The organism is Blastomonas sp. SL216, assembly GCA_026625625.1.
Taxonomy (GTDB): Bacteria; Pseudomonadota; Alphaproteobacteria; order Sphingomonadales; family Sphingomonadaceae; genus Blastomonas.
This window is the reverse complement of the sequence record CP113055.1, coordinates 357,926-374,815: the sequence shown is the minus strand read 5'-3', so window position 1 is coordinate 374,815 and position 16,890 is coordinate 357,926. Positions and strand designations below refer to the sequence as shown.

Here is a 16,890-nt window from a genome sequence, read left to right as displayed (position 1 = left end):
CCCCCCTTCCCGCTGGGAATTGAAAAAGCCGCTCCGGGCAACCGGGGCGGCTTTTTTATGCGTCGGGCGCCATCACATAGGACGTTGGAAATTACAGAATCATATCGTCATGAAAAACTAGACGTAAACAACCGGGAGCGATAGCAAGTCTCCGGGACGGCACCGCGAGACAGCGCGAAGCGATCTGCAAAACTATCGGACCTAGCTGCTTATGGCTGTCCGGTTCGAGACGGTCAGCCTAGTTTGGCCGGTACAGGAGAATTTATGCCTCTTAGCGTATTGGGACATACCCGGGATCTCAGGTCTGACACACCAGTTGTCTATTGTCAGATGGATATACCACAATACCTGAGCATCGTTGGGGAAGATTTCGGAAATTTCACGATACAACGACGCCGAGAGTCGCATAAAGCATACCGAAGATTATCTCTAGATATTCGTAACGGCGCACTACTTCCTTCCATAACACTAGCAGTAAAGCCTGAATTTGTAGAAGAAATCATCCCTCTGATCAATGATTCACGCGCAACGGCTGAAGCTTTATCAAAACCCGGCCGGGTTGATATTTTGGATGGCCTCCAGCGTACATATATTATGCACGACTTGTTGCATTCTCGACACATTTTCAGTGAAGACCAGAAAATATTAGTGGAGTTTTGGCTCGAATCTGACATAAAAAAATTAATATACCGTATTATTGTTCTTAATGCCGGCCAGAAACCGATGTCAATTCGCCATCAGGTTGAACTCCTTTTTATGTCGCTCAAAACTTCAATTGAAAGTCAAATTGATAACCTGCAGATATATACAGAGAGAGATACAACAAGACGCCGTCGATCGCGAAAATTCCCTCTCAATGTTGTAGTATCAGCCTACCAAGCACATATAACTGCATCGACAGAATCACAAAAAGATAATATTATTGCAAATAGAATGCAAATAGAGGAAGCACTTGATGCATCTGAACAAGATATTTCTGAGCAATTTCAGTCCTTCATAAAGTACCTGAAGATTTACTCAGAGTTCGATGATCACATATTTCGAATTTATCAGGGTGATGACGAGCCAGAGCCAGAGCCTGAGCTCGATCCTATTGACCAAATAGACGGTGCTATTTCGGTAAAGCCGTCGCGCAATGTGCACTGGCTTGCATCAGAAAATGTGTTTGTATCATTCTTTGCTGCCGTTGCCCAATTCACTTCAAGCGAGTTACCAGAGAATATTGAACTAAAAGGGAAAAGGCTTGATGCAGCCCTCCAAAAATTGAGTAAGAAACTTGAAGCAGCCCCGATAGGAACTGATCCACTTGATTTAGAGGTTTTTGATAGGCTTCGGATGGGGAACAACCCCAGAAAAGTCAATGTCGGCGCGGCAACGAGAAAGCTGTTACTTAACGGATTTAAGGAGTTTTTTCGAGATGAGGGCGATAGTTCGTTAGCGCGTGCATGGCAGTTGGCATCTGAGTGATGACTGTCGACGAAATAACAGAAGCGGTTTTGAGTGAATTAATGCCGATTTGCGAGGGTTTTACCGTTGAAAACCCACGGATGATAGATGGTTATTTGGCGATAAATCAGTTTATCGCAATTCAAGTAGAGGCTATCTCAAGTGGAATTCGCCAACAAACCGACATTGAGGTTATTGATTTAAACAATGCATCAATTGGAACGCTGTGTTTTTGTCGATCGAACGGCAACATGTTGATTTCCGAATTTACGATTTGGAAATATGTTGCATTTCTGGCAGATGCAGACTTTTCTGAAATTGGAGACAACCATTACAGCTTTAAAAAAGATTGTTTAATTTTAGATGCTGCATATTTTCAGGAATATCGTGATAATTACCTGGTATCGGCTCCTATTTGGGGAAAATTCAGTCACATACCTATTGAACCTCTAGAGCATGAGGTTGAAGTCAACATTATCACCGCAATCCCCGGCATTAAAATCGCTTCTGAGCACCATCGCCAGTCAATCAATCGATTTATTTATGCAAACAATCCATTTGAACGATTTTTAAAAATTTACCAGAGCATAGAGCTTTTATTTGATTTCGTTTTAGTTAAAAGAATCAAAGCATTAGATGAAAATATAGCGGGCTTTAGCCAGATATATTCCGAATTTGGTCGCTCAGAACTTGATCGGCTTAAGAGAATTATGAGAGAATTTTGTAATAATCATAATAGCTTGGCATCATCTCTTCTTTTATCAACGCCCTTTTCGACGGAACGTGAGGAAATATTTTTTCATCACAGCAAAACAGGAAACATAGTTTCAGATGTGAACAAGTGGAATCTGCTTATAGATTGCATTGATAATAATTTACTAAATCCTCAGCAATTTAAGCTAAAAAGATTGGTACAGAACGAGGATGACTTCGGTCAATTTATCACGGATTTGTGTGCATATTGGATTTATAGAGTTAGGTGCTCAATTGCGCATAACCGGATTGGAGAGTTTGTCCTGCAAGATGATCATAAGTCGTTTATCTCGCTATTTGCTGAGCCGCTGGTCTTAGAAGCCGCAAAGCAGATTTTTGCTAACCCGGAGTTTGCTGCCCTGTAAGGCGATCTACCTCTATGATCTTCCGCGCTGCCCCAACCTCGTCCGACATTACGGGGCATACCGTCCCCGAGTCTCCGGACGGTCTCATGCGTATCCTGTTTGTGCATCCGAACATCGTCGGGCGGGGCGGAGATTGCGATGACATGGCCTCCCGCCTGGGCGGCCTATCTCACCGGGCGTTCGGCGCGCCGGTAAATGATTTGTTGAGAACAACCACGCTAAGCTTCCCCGCCACCCCCTGCGGAGTTGTCGCTTGGAATTCTCGCTCGATCCGATGCGGTTATGGGAGCTGCGATCCTTCCAGGTGATCGTCGCCACGGCGGCCGTCACGCTGCTGATCGCCCTGGTCGGCGGATATCGGGCGTGGGTGTCGCGCAATGCGCTGGCCAATAGCGGCGTCAGCGTGCTTTTCTGGTTCAGCAACCTCGTGCTCACGCCATGGCTGGCGCTGGCCACTGCCGGCGTTCTCATGGCCTATAACGCGCTTGGCCTGCCGCGCCTGTCGCCCTCGATCTGGCATGATGTGCCGTTCCCGCTGCTGGTGCTCATCGCCTTTGTGGCCAAGGAGTTCTGGCTCTATTGGTCGCACCGCTGGCTGCACAGCCGCTGGGGATGGCCAATCCACGCCATCCACCACAGCGACACCCATGTGAATGGCCTGACCCAGTGGCGCATCCACCTGCTGGAGGCGGTGGTGATGCGCCTGTTCGCGCTGGTCATGATCGGCTGGATGGGTCTGCCGCCGGCCGCCGCCGCGGCCAGTACGCTCGCGGTGCTGCTCCATTCGGCCTATGTCCACTCGCCGCTGGATTGGGACCACGGGCCCTTGCGCATGGTCATCGCCAGCCCGCGCTTCCACCGCTGGCATCACCTCGATGCCGAGCCCGCCTATAATACCAACCTGGCCAATGCGCTGCCGCTGTACGACTGGCTGTTCGGCACCTATCGCGCACCGCACCAGCTCGACGCCCCCATGGGTGCCCGAAGCGCAGGCGTGCCCGACAATGATTTCGTTGCCCTGTGGTTTTACCCGTTTCGCGAATGGGCGCGGATGATCGGGGAGGCGGCGGGCGTTCGGCCCCGTCCGGCAGCGGCGCCACCGGGTCCTCTGGAAGAGGCCTGAATAAGATCGGCGGCACCCCCCGACCAAATTTGATCCACCTCAATGATCGCGCCTGCCTCCTCCCCCATCCTCTGACGATACGGGGCATCACCCCCGAGTCTCCGGAGGGGCCCCATGCGTATCCTGTTCGTGCATCCCAATTATCGCTCTGGCGGGGCGGAGATTGCCGGGACATGGCCGCCGGCCTGGGTGGCGTATCTCACCGGGCCGCTGCGGCGCGCAGGCTTTGACGACATCCATTTCATCGACGCGATGACCGAGGGGGTGTCGGATGACGATCTCGCCGCGCGCATGGCAGAGCTTCAGCCCGATATCGTCGGCACCACCGCGATCACGCCCAGCATCTATGCCGCCGAGCGGGTGCTGGAGATCGCCGCGCTCACCGTCCCCCATGCGGTGCGGGTGCTGGGCGGGGTGCATGCGACCTTCATGTATGCCCAGGTGCTGATGGAAGCGCCGCATATCGATGTCATCGTGCGCGGCGAGGGCGAGAACATCGCGGTCGAGCTGTTCACCGCCATCGCGCAAGGCCGCTGGCCGCAGGACCGCGCCGCCATTGCCGGGCTCGCCTGGCGCGAGGGGGATCAGGTCATCGCCAGCAAGGCGGCCGATACGATCAAGGACATGGACAGCCTGAAGCCCGATTGGGACATTCTCGACTGGAAGCAGTACACCTATATCCCGCTCGGCACGCGCGTCGCCATCCCCAATCTGGCGCGCGGCTGTCCGTTCACCTGCTCCTTCTGTTCGCAATGGAAATTCTGGCGCGATTACCGCGTGCGCGATCCCAAGCTGGTCGTCGACGAGATCCAGGAGCTGCACGAGAAGCACGGCGTCGGCTTCTTCATCCTCGCCGACGAGGAGCCGACGATCAACCGCAAGAAGTTCATCGAGTTCTGCCAGGAGCTGATTGATCGCGGCCTGCCCGACAAGGTGAAATGGGGCATCAACACCCGCGTCACCGATATCTATCGCGACAAGGAACTGCTGCCTTTCTACCGCAAGGCCGGGCTGGTGCATGTGAGCCTGGGCACCGAGGCAGCGGCGCAGATGCGGCTCGACATGTTCAACAAGGAAACCAAGGTCGAGGAGAACAAGACCGCGATCCGCCTGCTGCGCGAGGCCGATATCTTTGTCGAGGCCCAGTTCATCGTCGGGCTGGAAAACGAGACCGCCGAGACGCTCGAGGAAAGCTGGCGCATGGCCTGGGACTGGCAGCCCGACCTTGCCAACTGGTCGATGTACACGCCCTGGCCCTTCACCCCGCTGTTCGAGGAGCTGAAGGACAAGGTCGAGGTGCACGATTTCAGCAAGTATAATTTCGTGACGCCGATCATGAAGCCCGCGGCGATGGAGCGCGGCGAGCTGCTCGACCGGGTGATGGCGAATTACCGCCGGTTTTATATGCGCAAGGCCCTGTTCCATTATCCCTGGCGCGGCACCGGCTTTCGGCGGCGCTATCTGCTCGGCTGCCTCTATGCGTTCCTGCGCGCCGGGTTCAAGCGCACCTTCTATGACCTTGGCAAGGCGGGCTATTGGGGGCCGCAGACCGCCAAGAGCGTCGACTTCCATTTCGACGAAAAGCGCGTTCCGGTCGAGCAGGCCGCGACCGACTGGGAAACGGCGGCAGACCGCGCCGCCCGCGCCAGCGAACGCCGCGCCGCCGTCCGCGCGCAGATGAAGGAGCGCGCCCGCGATCGCATCGAGTTGAGTGCAGCACCAAAGGGCGAGTGAGGTGGCTGCCGCTCCCTCGCGCGCTGGCAGTGTGCAGGCGCACACGGGCGCGCTGATCGGCCCCAATGCCGTGCTGCAAATGGCATCGGCAATGGAGGCCAAGATCGGCGCAGTGGCGGCGCGCGAGGTTCTGGAGGTAGCGGGGATCGATACCCTGCCCTCCGGCGAGGCGATGATTGCAGAGGGCGAGGCGCTGCGGCTGCACCAGGCGCTGGCGATGCTGCACCCGGACGCGGCAGAGGCCGTCGCGGAAGAGGCGGCGCTGGGCACGGCGGACTATATCATCGCCAACCGCATCCCGCGCCTCGCCGCGCTGGCGCTGCGCTGGCTGCCCGCTCCCATTGCCGCGCGGCTGCTGATGCGCGCGATCGAGCGGCACGCCTGGACCTTCATCGGCGCCGGATGCTTCACCGTGGCGGGGCCGTGGCATTTCAGCATCGACCGCAGCCAGGCGGGCGATCGCATCGCGCCGCCCGACACGCTGTTCCACTGGTACGCCGGGGTGTTCGCGCGGCTCTATTCGCGGCTGGTGCGCGCAGCCTCAGGCTGTACCGGCGCCGCGCCCGATCCGAGTTACCCCTTGCGCTGGCACTATCGCATCGCGCCGCTCACAGCTGGCGCAGCGCGCGTGCGGGCCGCGCCGCCAGCACCGGCAGCGATCCGGCAATCCCCAGCCCCAAGGTCAGCAGCGCGCCGCCCCCCAGCGTCAGCATCACCACCGGCCAGTCAGGCGACCAGTTGAAGCTGAATATCTGGGTGATGACATACCAGGCCGCAGTCAGCCCCAGCGCCAGCGCGACCAGCGCCAGCAGGGCAGCGAGCAGGCCGTATTCGAGCGCCTGCGCCGACAAGATCTGCCCGCGCGTCGCGCCCAGCGTCTTCAGGATCACGCTGTCATAGATGCGCGCCTGGCGGCTGGCGGCGATCGCACCGATCAGCACCGCAATGCCCGACAGGATCGCGATCGACCCGGCGGCGGCGATGGCGGTCGCGATCTGGGTGAGGATGGTCGTCACCTGGCCGATGACATCGCGCACCTCGATCACCGAGGATGACGCGAAGTTCGCCAGCACCGCCTTGGACACCGCGCGCTCCTTCACACCGGCATCCGCCATGCCCTTGAGCGAGACCGTTGCGGCAAGGTTGTGAGGCGCATCGCGCAGCGTGTTGGGGCTGAACACCATCACATAGTTGAAGCCCATCGTGTCCCAGTTGATCTGGCGCAGCGAGGCAATCCTGGCGGTGAACTCGCGCCCCAACAGGCTGACGGTCAGGCTGTCGCCAACTTTGAGGTCCAGGATCTTCGCCATCTCGCGGTCGACAGAGACCAAAGGCGGACCGTCATAATCCTTGGGCCACCATGTGCCTTCGATCAGCTCGCTCCCTTGCGGCAGCGTCTCGGCATAGGTCAGGCCGCGCTCGCCGCGCAGCACCCAGGCATTTTCCGGAATGTCCTTGAGGTCGGCGACGCGGATGTTCTTGTAGCCGGTCACCGTTCCGCGCAGCGACGGCACGGTGTTGACCGCAGCGCCAGGCGCGGCCTGTTCGACGATCCGGCGGAAATCGGCCCCCTTGGCGACCGGCACATCGAGCACGAACAGGTTGGGCGCTTCCTGGGGGACCGTGCGGGTGATCTCGTTGGTGAGGCTGGTCTGGATGCCCGCCAGGATGACGAACAGGGTCAGCCCCAGCCCCAGCGCGACCACCAGCTGTCCGGTCTGTGCGCCCGGGCGGTGCAGGTTGGCGAGCGCCAGCCGCAGCAGCGGAGCCTTGGGGCGCGGCAACCTCGCGGCGGTCCAGCGGATCGCCCAACCGATCGCGGCGAGCATCAACAACACGCCGGTCGCCGCCGCCATGAACCAGGCGGAGAACAGCGCCTCGCGCGCGGTGACCAGCGCCAGCGCGACGATCGCCGCAATGCCGAGCGCCACCGCAACCATGGTCGCGCGGTCGGGCCAGCGATTGCCCTCGATCAGCGATCGGAACAGTCCGGCCGCAGGCACGTGCCGCGCGCGGGCGAGCGGCGGCAACGCGAAGATGAAGGCGATGAGCAGGCCATAAGCCGCGCTCACCAACAGCGGCAGCGGATGGATGGCAAAGCCGGGCTTTACGGGCAGCACATCGCCCGCCGCCGCGATGATCGCAGGCGGGATCAGCGCGCCTGCGACAAGCCCACCCAGAATGGCGAGCGCCGAGACCGCAAGGATCTGCACCAGATAGATGCGCAGGATGTCCGCCGAGCCTGCGCCCAGGATCTTGAGCGTCGCGATGCCCTGGCGCTTGGTGGCGAGATAGGAGGCGACGCCATTGCCGACACCGATCCCGGCAATCACCAGCGCGGCAAGCCCGACCAGCGAGAGGAACTGGCCCATGCGCTCGATGAAGCGAGACGTCCCCGGCGCACCGCGATCGCGGTCGCGCAGTTCCAGCCCGGCTTCAGGAAACTCGGCCTTCAATCGCGCGATCGCCTGTTGCGGGTCGGCGAGCGGCCCCAGCTTCACGCGATATTTGGCCTCGTACATGCTGCCCGGCTGGATCAGCCCGGTCCGCTTGATACCGAGATCGGACACGAGCGCCACCGGCCCCAGGGTGAAGCCCTCGCCCAGCCGGTCGGGCTCATCGGTGATGATGCCGCTGATCGTGAACTCGGCCTCGCCAAAGCGGATCTGGTCGCCGGGTTTCAGGTCCAGCCGGTCGGCCAGGCCCGCGCCAATCACGGTGCTCTGAGGGTCGAGCGGGCCATATCTGCCCGACTGCAATGTCAGCGTGCCATATAGCGGATAGTCATAGTCTACCCCCTTCAGCTCGGCGAGGATCGCATCGGGGCCGCTTCCGGTGCCACGCGGCGCGGCGCGCTGCGCCATCGCCTGCATGCGCACGGTTTCGGAGACCAGCCCTTCGCGCTCGAACGCGGCGAGCTCCGCATCGCTCGCCATGCGCTGCGACATGGTGGCTTCGAAGTCGCCGCCCAGGATCACCTGGCCGCGCTGCGAAAGCTCGCCGGTGATCGATGCCGTCAGGCTGCCGATGGTCGCCAGCGTCGCCACGCCCAGGAACAGGCAGATGATGAGCAGCCTGAGCCCGCGAAAACGCCCGGAAAGGTCGCGGCGCGCGATCCGCCAGATCTGCGCCCAGCTCATGCCGCGCCGCCGGGCCGGTCCGCGATGATCAGGCCGTCGCGCATTTCGATGACGCGGTTGCAGTGCGTGGCCAGCGCCGGGTCATGGGTGATGATCAGCAGCGTCGCCCCGCTGGCGCGCTGGCGGCTGAAGAGCAGGTCGATGATCGCCTCGCCCGTGGTGCCGTCGAGATTGCCGGTGGGCTCATCGGCAAAGATGATCTCCGGCCCCGGTGCCATCGCGCGGGCAATCGCCACGCGCTGCTGTTCGCCGCCCGAAAGCTGGCTGGGATAATGCGTGGTGCGATGGCCAAGCCCCACCGCCTCCAGCTCGCGCGCCGAGGTGCCGAACGGGTCGGCAATGCCCGCCAGTTCGAGCGGGACCGCGACATTTTCGAGCGCGGTCATCGTCGGCAGCAGGTGAAAGGCCTGCAGCACGATGCCGATGCGCCCGCGCCGTGCCCGCGCCAGCCCGTCTTCGTCCATCGGGCCGAAATCGAGCCCCGCCACCTGAACCTCGCCGCTGCTGGCGCGTTCCAGACCCGACAGGATGGCCATCAGCGAGGACTTGCCCGATCCCGAAGGCCCGAGCAGCGCCACCGACTGGCCCAGCGGAATTTCCAGATCGATGCCCTTCAAAATCTGCGTCTGATTGCCTGCCTCGCCGAGCGAGAGGGTGACATTGCGGGCGGCAATGGCAATATGAGGCCGCGTGAGCGTATCGTGCATGAAATGAAAGGGCTTTCGCTTTGGGTCGGAACAGCATTCTATATGGGGCGGCTTTGTTGCTTGTCCATTGCACTGTCGGATGTTCGCAGCCGTCGGACGAAGCGCCGAAGCCTCCGGTCGAAAAGGGTGCGGACAATGGCGCCGAACAGCCTGGCCGCAATCCGCTGAGCGCCGATACCCGGCTGGTCATGGCGTTCGGCGACAGCCTGTATGCAGGCTATAACGTCCGGCAGGATGAAAGCTTCCCCGCACAGCTCGAAAAAGCGCTGTCCGCCAAGGGGTTGAAGGTCTCGGTCCACAATGCCGGGGTCTCGGGCGATACCACCGCAGCAGGGCTGCAGCGCCTTGCCTTTGCGCTCGACGGCCTGCCGCGCAAGCCCGATCTCGTCATCCTGGGCCTGGGCGGCAACGACATGCTGCGGGGCATCAGCCCTGATCAGACCGAAAGCAATCTGGAGGCGATGCTGAAGGAATTGCAGAAGCGGTCGATCCCCGTCGTGCTCACCGGCATGATCGCGGCGCCCAATCTGGGCCAGGATTATGCGTCGAAGTTCAACCCCATTTATGTGAAGCTCGCCGAGAAATATGATGCCGAGCTTTATCCGTTCTTTCTCGACGGGGTGATCACCGACAAGGCGCTGATGCTGCCTGATGGCATCCACCCCAACCCCAAGGGCATCGCCAGGGTGGTGTCCGGCATCGATGACATGGTCGCGGAAGAACTGAAGGGTTGAGGCGATAGCGTCAGATTGGTGACATTGCGCTGACACCCAGAAGACGCTTTGCCGCAGCAACCCGGATAACCTGTCATCGTGACGCCATGGCGGCGTCATCCCCCGCCCCTAGCTGCGCCCTCGAACATCAACGGGGGTTGCGTCATGATTCTGAACACACGTGCCGATGCGCTGCTGCGCTCATCCATCTCGGTCATCGCCTTTGTCGCCGCTGCGGGCCTGCCTGTGATGGCGCAGGACAAGGCCGAGGATGAGGCTGCAGCCGAAGGCGAAATCATCGTCCAGGGCGCTATCATCACCGCGCAGGGGGAATCGATCGCGCAGAAGCGCAACGCCGACAATCTGATCGACATTTCGGCAGCAGACTCGGTCGGCCGCTTCCCCGACCAGAACAGTGCCGCTGCGCTCTCGCGCCTGCCCGCCGTCGCGGTGCAGCGCGACCAGGGCCAGGAACGCTATATCCAGGTGCGCGGCGCGCCCAACCGCTGGACTTCGGTCAGCATCGATGGCGTGCCGATGATCGGCGCGGACGAAGGCGGCCTCACCCGCGCCTATCGCTTCGATGCGGTGCCCGCCGTGATCCTGAGCGCGCTGGCGATCAACAAGTCGCTCACCCCCAATATCCAGGCTGAGGCGATCGTCGCCAATATCGACCTGCGCACCTTCTCGCCGCTGGAAGGCAAGAACGGCTTCCACGTCCAGGGCGATGTCGGATACGGTTTCATGGAACTGGGCGAAGGCGAGCAGCGCCAGGGCTCGATCCGCGTATCGTACAGCGATGGCACGTTCGGCGTGGTCGCCGGCGCATCGCATTACCGCCGCGAGCAGGTCACGGACAATCGCGAGGTCGGCCTGTATGACGAACCCAGCGGCCCCACCGATACCCAGTTTGGTCCGACCGAAATCGACATCCGCCAGTATCGCCTGGTGCGCGAGAATAACGGCCTGTTTGCAGGTTTCGAATTCTCACCGCAAGAAGGCCAGAAGCTCTACGCCAAGACCATCTATACCGAGTTCAAGGACGACGAGCAGCGCGACCAGTACGAGATCCGGCTCGACCGCGCGCTCTCGGGCACGCGCAACCTGTCGGGCGGCGATCTCGTCCGCGTGCCGATCCGGGGCTCTTTCAATCTCGGCAATTATCGCACGCGCAACTTCATCAACACCATCGGCGGCGATTATGAGGAAAACGGTTGGAAGGTGAACTTCGCGGCCAATTATACCCGCACCGAGAACACCACCTATCTGCCGCTGGTCCAGGCAAGCACGGCGACCGCGACCTCGCCTTCGGTTCGCTATGATTTCAGTCGCCCGAACTTCCCAATCGTGCAGCTGTTCCAGACCGTGCCGGGAGCGACGGCGGGCAGCTTCGTGCGCGGTCCGGCGCTGGCGAATTTCGACCAGACCACGCTGATCAATGCCAACACCTCGCCCGCTCTGGTCATCCCGATCGTGCAGGACGTGTTCACCGACAGCTATACCGTGAAACTCGATGTCGCGAAGGAACTGGGCGATGTGACGCTGACCGGCGGCCTGCTCTATGCCGATCGCGACATTGGCGGGTTCATCTTCGCGACGTCCAATGCGGTGCTGCTGTCGCCTCAGGCACTCACCGGCACCGGCCTCAGCTTCAACCCGGCAAGCTATATCAGCAACACGCCCTGGGACACCGGTTTCCCGCTCGGGCTCACCTTCAACTATGTCGACAACACGCGGATGCGCGCCGATCTCGACAATATCTTCGCGACGCTGCAGCGCCAGGGCCGGTTCAATCCGGCCAACAATGTGCCCGCGGAAAACCGCTTCGAACTCAACGAGAAGACCCTGACCGCCTATGGCATGGCCAAATGGGTGTTCGATGGCGGCCAGGTGATCGCCGGTGCGCGCGTCGAGCATTTCCGGCTGCAGAACCAGGGCCAGGCCCGGCTCGCCAACGGCACGCTGGTGCCGCTGTCCGCACCGCAGGACTATACCGACATCTTCCCCAGCGTGAACGCGCGCTTTGATGTCACCGACAATCTGGTGTTCCGCGTGGCCGGCCAGCGCGGCATTGCCCGGCCCAGCTTCGGCGAAATCCGCGTGGGCTCTGCGATCAACGATACCAACAGCCCTGGCACGATCAGCGGCGGCAACCCGACGCTGCGGCCAGAATATACCTGGGGCGTCGATGCGAGCCTCGAATATTATATTCCCGGCCAGGGCATCATCGCGGTGTCGGGCTTCCACCGCTGGGTCGACAATGTGCTGTTCTCGAACACGCAGATCGTGGGTTCGGACGCCTTCAACAGCAATGGCGTCGATCGTTCGCGCTATCTGCTCACCTCCAGCTTCAACGGCAATTCGGGCGAGTTGTACGGCGTCGAGTTCAACTACCAGCAGCAGTTCACCTTCCTGCCCTCGCCGCTCGACGGCTTCGGCTTCCAGGGCAACCTGACGCTGATCGAGGGCAGCTTCGATACCGATCAGCGCCGCAATATCGGCTTCCCCGGCACGTCGGACACGATCGTCAACGCATCGCTCTATTACGAGAAATACGGGCTCTCGATCCGCGCCAGCTACCAGTGGCGCAGCGATTACCTCGAATCGCTGTCGATTGGCACCGGTGGTACCGTGACCGGGGACGAGTTCCGCGGCGGCTATACCAATGTCGATGTCGCGATCCGCTATGACATCACCCCGAACATCAGCCTGTTTGCCGATCTCAACAACTTGACTGACGCCAAATACACGGCATTTCTGGGCACCAAGGCACGCCCGACCGAGGTCGAACAGATCGGCAGGCGCTACCTTGCCGGCATCCGCTTCGGCTTCTGACAGGAGAGACTGACATGCGCCTCAAGACCGCTCTCGCTCTGGTGCTGCTCGCTGGCTCCGCGCCTGCCCTTGCCATAGACAATGTCACGGTCAGCCGCGTCGATGCCGATCATGTCAAGGTCAGCTGGAAGGACAGCGATCCGGTCGACATCATCGTCACTGACACTCCGGTTGCGGCCGGGGCGGCCGTGCCCGTGGTCAAGGCCAATCGCAAGGGTGAGGCCGTTGTCGCGCTGCCTTCGACCAAGCGCCAGTTCCTGGTGCTGCGCGATGGCGGCGATGCCTCGCTGACGCTGACCGCAGAGCGCGAGCTGCCGCTCGCCAAGGGATCGAATTTCCGCGATCTGGGCGGCTACAAGGGCGCAGGCGGCAAGACGGTGCGCTGGGGCAAGGTGTTCCGCTCAGGCGCGCTGCCGCTGCTGACCGAGGATGATTACGCGCTGCTCGGCGGACTCCAGATCGGCACTATCGTCGATCTGCGTTCGCTCGAGGAGCGCGAGGTCGCAGGCACGCTGCTCGACGACCGCACCGGCGCGCTGTTCGTATCGAACGACTATTCGCTGAAACCCCTGATGGCCAATATGGGCAGCATGAAGGGCGAATATGTCTATACCGGCATGGAAAAGCTGCTCGCCCCCCAGTACCGCTCGCTGTTCAAGCGGCTGCTCGCCGATGATGGCGCGGTGATGTATCACTGCTCTGCGGGGCAGGACCGCACCGGCATTGCCTCGGCGCTGATCCTGAGCGCACTCGGCGTGGATCGCGAGACGATCCTGGCGGACTATCACCTCTCCACCCAGCTGCGCCGCCCGCAGAACGAAATGCCGCCGCTCGACCCGGCCAACTATCCGACCAACCCGATCGTCCAATATTATGCCGCCGCCGCGAAAAAGCCCGGCGGAGTGAAGGCAGAGCCGCTCTATTCCGCCTCGGGTAAATCGCATCTCGCGCAGTTCTTTGAGGTGATTGATCGCGATTATGGCGGTGTCGAAGGTTATCTGGCGACGCTCGGAGTGACTGCGGTGGATGTCGCAAGGCTGCGGTCGCTGTATCTGGAATAGGGCGCCGCCCGGCCTGGCTTGAACCCCGTCGTTATGCGCCCGGTTCTGCCCCCGGCTCATCGGAAGATCCGGTCAGCAGCCTGGCGATATAGCGTACCATGTCTGCTGGCCATGGGTTAATCGCCGCCAGGAAATCTTCACGGCGCGCCGCGTAAAGCGCCCGCAATGCCTCCTCGTAACCCGGCATATCGCCGCAAGCGGCCTGCATGAACCGGTAGACTGCGTCGCGGCGCTGGTGCTCGCTCTGCCCCTTGCTCCGCTCCGCATCGACCAGCCGCCTCAGCGCAGCGGATGCACCGCCGGGCTGACCGGACAACCATTCCCAGTGGCGCGGCAGCAGCGTGACCTCTCGCGCTTTCACGCCAAGCCTGGGACGACCGGCCCCCTGCTGAGCGACGGCCCGGTAATCAAGATCGGTGACCCGCCCCGTCTCGTCATCGAACACCAGAAGCGCGCCATCGTGAAGGTGCAGGCTATCGCGGATCGCCCTGACAACATCGTCGCTGCTGCCGGAAGCAATCTGCTTGCCGCCAAGAAAGGCCGTGAAACTGGACATTGTGCTGACACCCCATTGCTGTGGGCATCCAATTACATCCGGGTATAATATCTGTCAATTACACCCGGATAAATTTATGCGCATCTACGCCATGGGAGTGCTGCATCATCAGGTCACCCGTGTCGGGGCGCTGTACTCGCTACGCTGCCAGCGGCCTTCATCCATGATCGCGGCCAGCCGATCCACCGCGTGCCACAGATCGGCAAAGCCCAGATAGAGCGGGGTCAGCCCCAGCCGCAGCACATTGGGTGCACGGAAATCGCCGATCACGCCCGCGTCGATCAGCGCGCGGTTGATCGGCCAGGCCTGCGGATGCGCAAAGCTGGCATGGCTGCCGCGAAGATCTGCGCGCGCCGGGGTAATCAGCTCAAGCTGCGGGCAGCGCGCCGCCATCAACTGGATGAGAAAATTGAACAGCGCCTGCGACTTGGTCCACAGCGCATCACGGTCCGCCTCCAGCATCAGGTCGACCCCGCCTTCCAGCGCGAGCAGCGACAGCATCGGCGGCGTGCCTGCCAGAAAACGCTCGATACCCGGTGCCGGGGCATAATCATCGGTCATCGCGAAGGGGGCGGCATGGCCCATCCAGCCCTGAATGGGAGACCCCAGAAACTCCAGCGCTTCACCGGCCACATAGAGGAACGCCGGGGCACCGGGGCCGCCGTTCAGATATTTATACCCGCAGCCCACGGCAAAGCGCGCAGCATCCGCGGCCATGTTCAGCGGCACGGCACCCGCGCTGTGCGACAGGTCCCAGATCAGCGGCACATCATGCGTGTCGGCCAGTGCCTGCACCGCGGCGATGTCGAACCGCTCGCCGGTCTTGTAATGCACATGAGTCAGCACGATCAGCGCGGTGTCCGGGCCGATGCGATCGGCAATCTCGCCGCGCTGGCAGGCATCCAGCACCAGGCCATGCTGCGCAGCAATTCCTGCAGCAACATGCAGGTCGGTCGGGAAATTGCCGCTCTCGGTCAGGATCGTCCTGCCCTGGCCCGGCCTCGCCGCGAGGATCGCCCCCATCAGCTTGTAGAGGTTGACCGTCACCGAATCGCAGACGATCACCTCGCCCGGCGCAGCGCGGATCAGCGTAGCGATCTTGTCGCCCACGCGGCGCGGCGCGCCGATCCAGTCGGCATCGTTCCAGCTGCGGATCAGCCCCTCGCCCCATTGCCGATCGGTCGCATCGCGCATCAGTGCGCGCGTCGCGGTCGGCAATGCACCCAGCGAATTGCCGTCGAGATAGATCACGCCTTCGGGCAGCGTGAACCGGTTGCGCCAGGCGTACAGCGGATCGGCCGCATCGCGTGCTTCTGCCTCGGCAAGCGAAGGATAGTCCATGCTCATTTCTGTCCCAGCAACTGCTTGATCCGCGCCTTTTGCGCCGCCCAGCTGCGGCTGGTGGGCGCGATCAGCTCGACATGGCCTTCAGGCCCGTGGACATGGTTTTCGACCGTGACCCCGCGCTTCTTCATGTCTGCGGCATAGGTTTCGGCATAGGCCGGCGGAGCGATCTTGTCCTTGTCGGTGTGGAACTGGATCTGCTGCGCGGTGCTGACCGGCATTTCGGGAGGCGAGGTCAGCGCGAACTTTTCACCCGCCATCCGTGTCGGTGCGTCGGTGCCGCAGGCATGACCGGTGCGCTTCATCGCAGCGCGCAGATCGGCAATGCCGGCCTGGCTGATCGCGGTGTCGATCCGCAGAGGCTTCGCGCCACGCAGCGGCTCACCCTCGGGCAGCGCCTGACGCGCGGCCAGCCAAAGGGCAAGATGTCCGCCAGCAGAATGGCCGATGGCGATGGTGTGCGTAAGGTCGAGGTTGAGCGCCTTGGCCTCAGCCCCCAGCAGGTCCGCCGCTGCGCCGACATCCAGATAGGTGCCGGGATAGCCGCCGCCACGATCGACTCCGCGATATTCGACATTCCACACCGCGATCCCGTCCTTGCGGAGATCATCGGCGATATAGTTCATGATGTCGCGTGTCGCGATTTCGGTCTGCCAGCAGCCGCCATGGATCATCACGACCACCGGATGCGGTCCCTCGCCCTTGGGCAACCACAGGTCGACCAGCTGCAGCGCATCCTTGCCATAGGTGATCGTGCGGTCCGGCTGGGGGCGCGGCTGATCAAGCAGATCGGGCCATTGCATGATCGGCTTGTCGTCGTTCAGCATGGCTGCGACCTGCGACCCATCGACGAGCCTGATCCCCAGCAGCAGAACCGCCAGGCCAATTGCTCCCCATGTAACCGTTCGCACAATGTGGTTCCTCCCCTAGGTGTTCCGTCCGCATCCACGTCCGCTCAGCCTCAGCTTGTCAAAGGCCCCGCGCAACCCCTTCACAAAGAACCCTTATCGAGCCAAGACCGCTTTCGCACCATGCCTTCTCGCTTACAGGGTTGGCTGGTGCAAGATGCAGCTTGAGGCCACCACCAAAGCGCGTGGCCTTCGACCGGCTCAG

Annotated in this window: 12 protein-coding genes and 1 pseudogene; 8 read left to right on the top strand and 5 right to left on the bottom strand. The window is 61.4% G+C overall.

Annotated features, from left to right (window positions below):
* Nucleotides 1-264: 264 nt before the first annotated feature.
* The 5 genes and pseudogenes from OU999_01850 (at nucleotide 265) to bchJ (ending at nucleotide 5,944) form a co-directional block, all read left to right on the top strand.
* Nucleotides 265-1,467, top strand: a complete 1,203-nt coding sequence (locus OU999_01850; GenBank protein ID WAC23962.1) for a hypothetical protein — start codon at nucleotides 265-267, stop codon at nucleotides 1,465-1,467.
* On the top strand, nucleotides 1,467-2,564 hold the full coding sequence (locus tag OU999_01845) for a hypothetical protein (protein WAC23961.1): 1,098 nt from the start codon (nucleotides 1,467-1,469) through the stop codon (nucleotides 2,562-2,564). The genes OU999_01850 and OU999_01845 overlap by 1 nt, the downstream gene beginning before the upstream one ends.
* A gap of 253 nt (nucleotides 2,565-2,817) precedes the next feature.
* Nucleotides 2,818-3,687 carry a sterol desaturase family protein gene (locus tag OU999_01840; GenBank protein ID WAC23960.1) on the top strand — a complete coding sequence of 290 codons (870 nt, stop codon included), beginning with the start codon at nucleotides 2,818-2,820 and terminating at the stop codon, nucleotides 3,685-3,687.
* 114 nt (nucleotides 3,688-3,801) lie between these two features.
* Entirely contained in the window at nucleotides 3,802-5,421 is a 1,620-nt protein-coding gene (gene bchE, locus OU999_01835; GenBank protein ID WAC23959.1) for a magnesium-protoporphyrin IX monomethyl ester anaerobic oxidative cyclase, read from the top strand.
* 31 nt (nucleotides 5,422-5,452) lie between these two features.
* Nucleotides 5,453-5,944 (top strand): annotated as a pseudogene (gene bchJ, locus OU999_01830) (bacteriochlorophyll 4-vinyl reductase).
* Nucleotides 5,945-6,029: 85 nt separating this feature from the next.
* Here the strand turns inward: bchJ and OU999_01825 are convergent.
* A complete protein-coding gene (locus OU999_01825; GenBank protein ID WAC23958.1) occupies nucleotides 6,030-8,561 on the bottom strand; it encodes an ABC transporter permease in 2,532 nt (843 codons plus the stop codon).
* Nucleotides 8,558-9,268, bottom strand: coding sequence for an ATP-binding cassette domain-containing protein (locus OU999_01820; GenBank protein ID WAC23957.1), 711 nt, complete (start codon nucleotides 9,266-9,268; stop codon nucleotides 8,558-8,560). The genes OU999_01825 and OU999_01820 overlap by 4 nt, the downstream gene beginning before the upstream one ends.
* Before the next feature lie 53 nt (nucleotides 9,269-9,321).
* Here OU999_01820 and OU999_01815 point away from each other — a divergent pair, with 53 nt between their 5' ends.
* From OU999_01815 to OU999_01805, 3 genes are all read left to right on the top strand, one after another.
* On the top strand, nucleotides 9,322-10,002 hold the full coding sequence (locus OU999_01815) for an arylesterase (GenBank protein WAC23956.1): 681 nt from the start codon (nucleotides 9,322-9,324) through the stop codon (nucleotides 10,000-10,002).
* A 144-nt stretch (nucleotides 10,003-10,146) separates the two neighbouring features.
* Nucleotides 10,147-12,816 carry a TonB-dependent receptor gene (locus OU999_01810; GenBank protein WAC23955.1) on the top strand — a complete coding sequence of 890 codons (2,670 nt, stop codon included), beginning with the start codon at nucleotides 10,147-10,149 and terminating at the stop codon, nucleotides 12,814-12,816.
* A 14-nt stretch (nucleotides 12,817-12,830) separates the two neighbouring features.
* Nucleotides 12,831-13,877, top strand: a complete 1,047-nt coding sequence (locus tag OU999_01805; GenBank protein ID WAC23954.1) for a tyrosine-protein phosphatase — start codon at nucleotides 12,831-12,833, stop codon at nucleotides 13,875-13,877.
* A gap of 31 nt (nucleotides 13,878-13,908) precedes the next feature.
* Here OU999_01805 and OU999_01800 read toward each other — a convergent pair whose 3' ends face one another.
* The 3 genes from OU999_01800 to OU999_01790 all read right to left on the bottom strand — a co-directional run bounded on the left by OU999_01800 (nucleotide 13,909) and on the right by OU999_01790 (nucleotide 16,688).
* Complete coding sequence (locus tag OU999_01800) at nucleotides 13,909-14,433, bottom strand: DUF2239 family protein (protein ID WAC23953.1); 525 nt, start codon at nucleotides 14,431-14,433, stop codon at nucleotides 13,909-13,911.
* 108 nt (nucleotides 14,434-14,541) lie between these two features.
* Nucleotides 14,542-15,780 (bottom strand): aminotransferase class V-fold PLP-dependent enzyme, encoded by a 1,239-nt coding sequence (locus OU999_01795; GenBank protein WAC23952.1) that lies wholly within the window; start codon nucleotides 15,778-15,780, stop codon nucleotides 14,542-14,544.
* The gene (locus tag OU999_01790) at nucleotides 15,777-16,688 is read right to left on the bottom strand and encodes an alpha/beta hydrolase (GenBank protein WAC23951.1); all 912 of its coding nucleotides are present in this window, start codon (nucleotides 16,686-16,688) and stop codon (nucleotides 15,777-15,779) included. The genes OU999_01795 and OU999_01790 overlap by 4 nt, the downstream gene beginning before the upstream one ends.
* Between the last annotated feature and the right edge of the window lie 202 nt (nucleotides 16,689-16,890).

Coding starts and splice junctions, on each gene's coding strand:
- OU999_01845 (WAC23961.1), top strand. CDS start 1,467: ATGACTGTCGACGAAATAACAGAAGCGGTTTTGAGTGAATTAATGCCG.
- OU999_01800 (WAC23953.1), bottom strand. CDS start 14,433: ATGTCCAGTTTCACGGCCTTTCTTGGCGGCAAGCAGATTGCTTCCGGC.
- OU999_01805 (WAC23954.1), top strand. CDS start 12,831: ATGCGCCTCAAGACCGCTCTCGCTCTGGTGCTGCTCGCTGGCTCCGCG.
- OU999_01820 (WAC23957.1), bottom strand. CDS start 9,268: ATGCACGATACGCTCACGCGGCCTCATATTGCCATTGCCGCCCGCAAT.
- OU999_01850 (WAC23962.1), top strand. CDS start 265: ATGCCTCTTAGCGTATTGGGACATACCCGGGATCTCAGGTCTGACACA.
- bchE (WAC23959.1), top strand. CDS start 3,802: ATGCGTATCCTGTTCGTGCATCCCAATTATCGCTCTGGCGGGGCGGAG.
- OU999_01810 (WAC23955.1), top strand. CDS start 10,147: ATGATTCTGAACACACGTGCCGATGCGCTGCTGCGCTCATCCATCTCG.
- OU999_01825 (WAC23958.1), bottom strand. CDS start 8,561: ATGAGCTGGGCGCAGATCTGGCGGATCGCGCGCCGCGACCTTTCCGGG.
- OU999_01795 (WAC23952.1), bottom strand. CDS start 15,780: ATGAGCATGGACTATCCTTCGCTTGCCGAGGCAGAAGCACGCGATGCG.